Source organism: Thiohalorhabdus sp. (assembly GCF_036628635.1).
GTDB lineage: Bacteria > Pseudomonadota > Gammaproteobacteria > Thiohalorhabdales > Thiohalorhabdaceae > Thiohalorhabdus.
In genome coordinates, this window is record NZ_JAZKRM010000090.1 from 1 (window position 1) to 4,065 (window position 4,065).

At 64.6% G+C, this 4,065-nt stretch carries 6 protein-coding genes; all 6 read right to left on the reverse strand.

Features of this window, described 5'->3' with window-relative positions; all coding sequences use genetic code 11:
• Positions 1-73: 73 nt before the first annotated feature.
• The 6 genes from V5A19_RS13710 to V5A19_RS13735 all read right to left on the reverse strand — a co-directional run bounded on the left by V5A19_RS13710 (position 74) and on the right by V5A19_RS13735 (position 3,828).
• Positions 74-1,198, reverse strand: coding sequence for an SLC13 family permease (locus V5A19_RS13710; protein ID WP_332319885.1), 1,125 nt, complete (start codon positions 1,196-1,198; stop codon positions 74-76).
• A 12-nt stretch (positions 1,199-1,210) separates the two neighbouring features.
• Complete coding sequence (locus V5A19_RS13715; RefSeq protein ID WP_332327941.1) at positions 1,211-1,516, reverse strand: hypothetical protein; 306 nt, start codon at positions 1,514-1,516, stop codon at positions 1,211-1,213.
• A gap of 111 nt (positions 1,517-1,627) precedes the next feature.
• The gene (locus V5A19_RS13720) at positions 1,628-2,581 is read right to left on the reverse strand and encodes a DUF1186 domain-containing protein (protein WP_332319883.1); all 954 of its coding nucleotides are present in this window, start codon (positions 2,579-2,581) and stop codon (positions 1,628-1,630) included.
• A 148-nt stretch (positions 2,582-2,729) separates the two neighbouring features.
• Positions 2,730-3,095, reverse strand: a complete 366-nt coding sequence (locus V5A19_RS13725; protein WP_332319882.1) for a PIN domain-containing protein — start codon at positions 3,093-3,095, stop codon at positions 2,730-2,732.
• Positions 3,096-3,184: 89 nt separating this feature from the next.
• A complete protein-coding gene (locus V5A19_RS13730; protein ID WP_332319881.1) occupies positions 3,185-3,574 on the reverse strand; it encodes a helix-turn-helix domain-containing protein in 390 nt (129 codons plus the stop codon).
• Positions 3,571-3,828 carry a type II toxin-antitoxin system RelE family toxin gene (locus V5A19_RS13735; RefSeq protein WP_332319880.1) on the reverse strand — a complete coding sequence of 86 codons (258 nt, stop codon included), beginning with the start codon at positions 3,826-3,828 and terminating at the stop codon, positions 3,571-3,573. The genes V5A19_RS13730 and V5A19_RS13735 overlap by 4 nt, the downstream gene beginning before the upstream one ends.
• Positions 3,829-4,065: the final 237 nt, after the last annotated feature.

Genomic DNA, 4,065 nt, shown 5'->3' on the forward strand with positions numbered 1-4,065 from the left:
GTGGGTGTCCTTTTGGTTGTAATCGATGGCGGATGGCGAAATCGGAGCCAGGCAGTGCGATGCACTTGCGGCCTCAGGGGGAGTCGATTGCGATAGCAGCCAGCGCAAACGCGCCGATCCAGCTCAATGCCAAGAGGGGGACAGACCACGCATGGAACTCCATCCATAGGCGCGGACGGCGCGCGAGCCGCAGCGCGATGAGATTGGCCATGGAGCCAATCGCCAGACCGAAACCGCCGACGTTGACACCCCAAGCAATGGCGCGCCAATCGTCGGTGAGCCGATCGAGGAGTATGGCGGCCGGCACATTGGAAATCACCTGTGAGATCAGCGTACCCGAGGTGAGCCAACCGCCCGGTAACTGACCCATGAAGCGCGCAGCGTTGGCAATCAGCGCCAGGTCCGCCAGCACACCTAGCGTGAGGAACATGAGGACGAAGACCACGAGCAGCGTCCAATCGACCCCGCGAAATACGTTCCGGCGTGTGAGCGCATAGACGGCGACCACGATTCCCAGCGCGAACGGGGCCATGCCAGCCTCGACGAAGAACAGGAACACCGGGTAACCAAGCAACGAGACAGCGGCCAGGGGACAATCCACACTGGCCCGAGGCGGGCTATCCTGGTCCGGCAAACGCCGAGCGGAGAAGGCTAGCGGGACCAACAGCATCACCAGCGTGAGCAGCCCCGCGGCCAGGGGCAGCATCGCAAGCGTGAATTCGGCAAATGCCGTCTGCGAGGATTGCCATAGCAGTAGATTCTGCGGGTTGCCGACGGGCGTCAACGCCGAACCGGCAGTCACGGCAAAGGCCTGAAAGATGACGAGGCGCCCCAGCAAAGCACCATCGTGGGTGACCAGACGAACGGTTAAGGGAACCGTCACGAACAGTGCCACATCGTTGGTCACGATCGCGGCCAGCAAGGCCGAAAACACCACGAGAACCAAGGCGAGCAAACGCTCGGTGGCCACCCGCCTGAATAACCAGCCACCGGCACGGGCCAGCGCAGAGCTCGCTTCCAGCCCCGCGCTCAACAGCATCAGGCTCGCCAGGGCGACAATGGTCTGCCAGGGAACGAGGCCGACAAGTTCCCCGATTGAGTGCGGCGACCACGCGAGCAGCGGCCCGAGGACAACCAGCAGCCCTACCAGCAGGTAATCCTCACTGGCGCGAGTGAGAGCACGCCGAAACACAGCCATGGCCACTGTCCGTTACTGCATGCCAATAAAGCAAGGCGTTAGGTGCGCCCAATGTCGGTGAACAATAGCACAGCCGGCGTGGGGCAAAAGGAAAGACCTGACCCGGCCACCGAAGGCCGCCACCGCTCGCTCGGGGGCCGCCGGCACATACCAGCCGTGCACGGTGACCTGATCGTCGGTAACCAGCTCCACGGGCTCGTAGGACAGGCCGATATCCGCGGGCGTGGAGGAGACCGCCCGGCCGAGGAGATCGGGCTGGTAGACCAGGCCGGTCTGGCCGAAGAAGGCATAGGCCGCGATGCCCAGATAGCCCACCACCAGGGCGGCGAGCGCGCTAAGCGCTTAGCTCATCAGGGTACTCCGGGAGGGTGCTAATTGAGATCGCGCTTGCCGGCCAGGATTTCGGAGACCACCGATTGGCCGCGAAGGCTACTTCTTCTTGCGGTTGCCCTTGCGGGCCTGTTTCTGCTGCTTGCGCTTGGCCTTTTTCTTTTTCGGATCCGGCCCGGCGGGCTTGGTGCTCGGGCGGACCGCCGCCTCATTTCCCCCCGGACGGTCCCATACGGGTGGCAGCTCTCCCGAAGTCAAGGGCCCGTCGCCCGGAATGGCCTCCTCATCCAGGTCGTCCCAGAACCCCGGCTGGAGACTGGCCCAATCCGACAGGTGTCGGTGCACATCCTCGGAAAAGCTCTTCTCTGCCCATTCGCGGGCCTCGGCCAGCCTCGCTTCTCGATCCTCACTGAAGACATGGTCGATCTCGCTCTCCCGCACAGTCCAGTGCACATACCCTTCCCGCACCCGGCGGCGCAGCAGGGGCTCGTGCTCGGTCGCGTCGAGGGAGAGGAGGTTGATCATCAGGCCTTCCCAGGCCGGATCCTCCCGGGCCGCGAAGTCGTCCTGGGCCAGCCAGTCGCCCAGCGTCGCCTTGACCACTTCCGCATCCAGCTCCCCCAGGTGCGCGGCCTCGGTCAGGGCAGAAAGGGCGGCCCAGCGGCCATAGCCATAGATCTCCCGGTCCCGGGCCAGCTCCCAAAGGCCGGAAGGGTCGCCCCCGCTGGTGCGCCACAAGGCAAAGGGCAGAAGCTCGGAAAGGGCATCACCGAGCAGCTCCTCCGCCAGATCCCCCGGCAGGGTTGCCAGGGCGAGCAGGTTCGAGTGCGCCCGCGTCTCGCGGAAATGGGTCAGCAAGACCAATAGGTAGAGCAGGAAGGGGCCCCGATCTTCCGCCGCCGCCCAGCCGTGGGGATCGCTCACCACGGACTCCAGACGTTCCAACAGCAGCGGCGTTACCGCCTCCCGCTGGGCCACGGCCGCGTCCACGGCCTCCCGCTGGTAGGGGGCATAGGGCGCGTCGAACGCATCCCGGATCTCTAGCGGTTCCATGCCTTCTTACCTCCTCCTACAGCGCCGCCGAGGCGCGGTAACAGGGCTCGCGCGGCAGGCGAAGGGTGAGCTTCACGGTGTCCTTGGATTGTACGGCAGGGATGGTATGGCCCGACAAGCGGGAAGCCGGTACTGCACGGCAAATTCGCTATCCCGCATCCATAAGGTGCTCTTCCGGCGTCACCGCAGCCACGGGGCCGCCCGGGAAATCCTTTACATTCCGGGTCAAGATGGCACGGCAAGCCTGCGCCTCGGCGGCGGCCGCCACCACCGCATCCTCGAAATCGGGCCAGCCTAGCGACCGTGCCCGAAGAAGCTCGTCCCGTCCCACCGGAGCCACCGAGAAATAGCGCAGCAGCCAATCCACCACCCCCTCGGCCGCTTCCCGGTCCCTATAGCGGCCCACGATGTAATACAAGGTCGTTACCGCGTGAGCAGGCAGTGCCGCGGTCGTCTCACCATGGATGTCCTCCTCCACCACCGCCGCCGAGGCGCGGTGGAAGACAAAGGACACCCACCTTTTACAGGGTGGGTGTCCTTTTGGTTCGGAACGGGAGGTCGGCGCTACCGCGCCGCCACATCGACCACACCGATGAAGACCCGTTACTCCGGCGGAATCAGGTCTTCCATGGACACTTCCAGGGCCTCGGCGAGGGTGCGCATGAAGCGGAGCGAGCCGGTCTTCCGGCCGGCCTCGAGCTGGGAGATGTAGGACTTGCCCGCGCCGGTGGCCTGGGCCAGATCCTTCTGGGTCAGGCCCCGGTACTCCCGCCAACCCCGTACCGGATGCTCCTCGCCCCCGAAGAGGCGGCGGGCCACCTCCTCGGGCACCACCTCGTCCTCGCCCCGGGCCACCTCGGCCATCGCCCGATCGAAGGCCTGGATGTCCTCCGCGTCCTCGGCACACTCCACCAAACGGCGATAAATTTCGATGGGCACCACGGCATACTCCGGCTGCCCATCGCGCTCAATAATCTGGACGTTTTCCGTCATTTGTAGACATCTCCTCGCGGACCGGCGGCCACCACCAAGATGGTCAGCTCCTCATCGTCCCGCTGAAAAAGTGCGCGCCACTGCCCGACACGCAATCGATATCCATCCCGCCCCTGCAAGGGCTTCACGTCGAGGCTCTCATCGCCGGGATCTTCCGCTAGCCGTTGGATGGCATACTCCACCCGGTCCCGCACCTCGCGGGGCATTTTGGCCATGCCCTTGATGGCGGATTTCTTGTAGCGAACCCGGTACATGAATCTAGTTCACCAAATTGTTTACCACTAGTAAATACCCCTCAAACGGGGTGGCTGTCCCTTAGGGTTCCCTTTAAGTTCTGGGCGAGGGGGCTTAGGCTGCCGGGGGCCCCTGGGGGGCTCGGGTTTTCAGGGCGGTCCGGCAGGCGGGCGAGTGCCTTTCAGGCGGGAAACGGGGGCAGTTCAGGAAGGGGGCAAGCCCCTCGAACTGTCATGTCAAGATTTGACCCCTTTTCA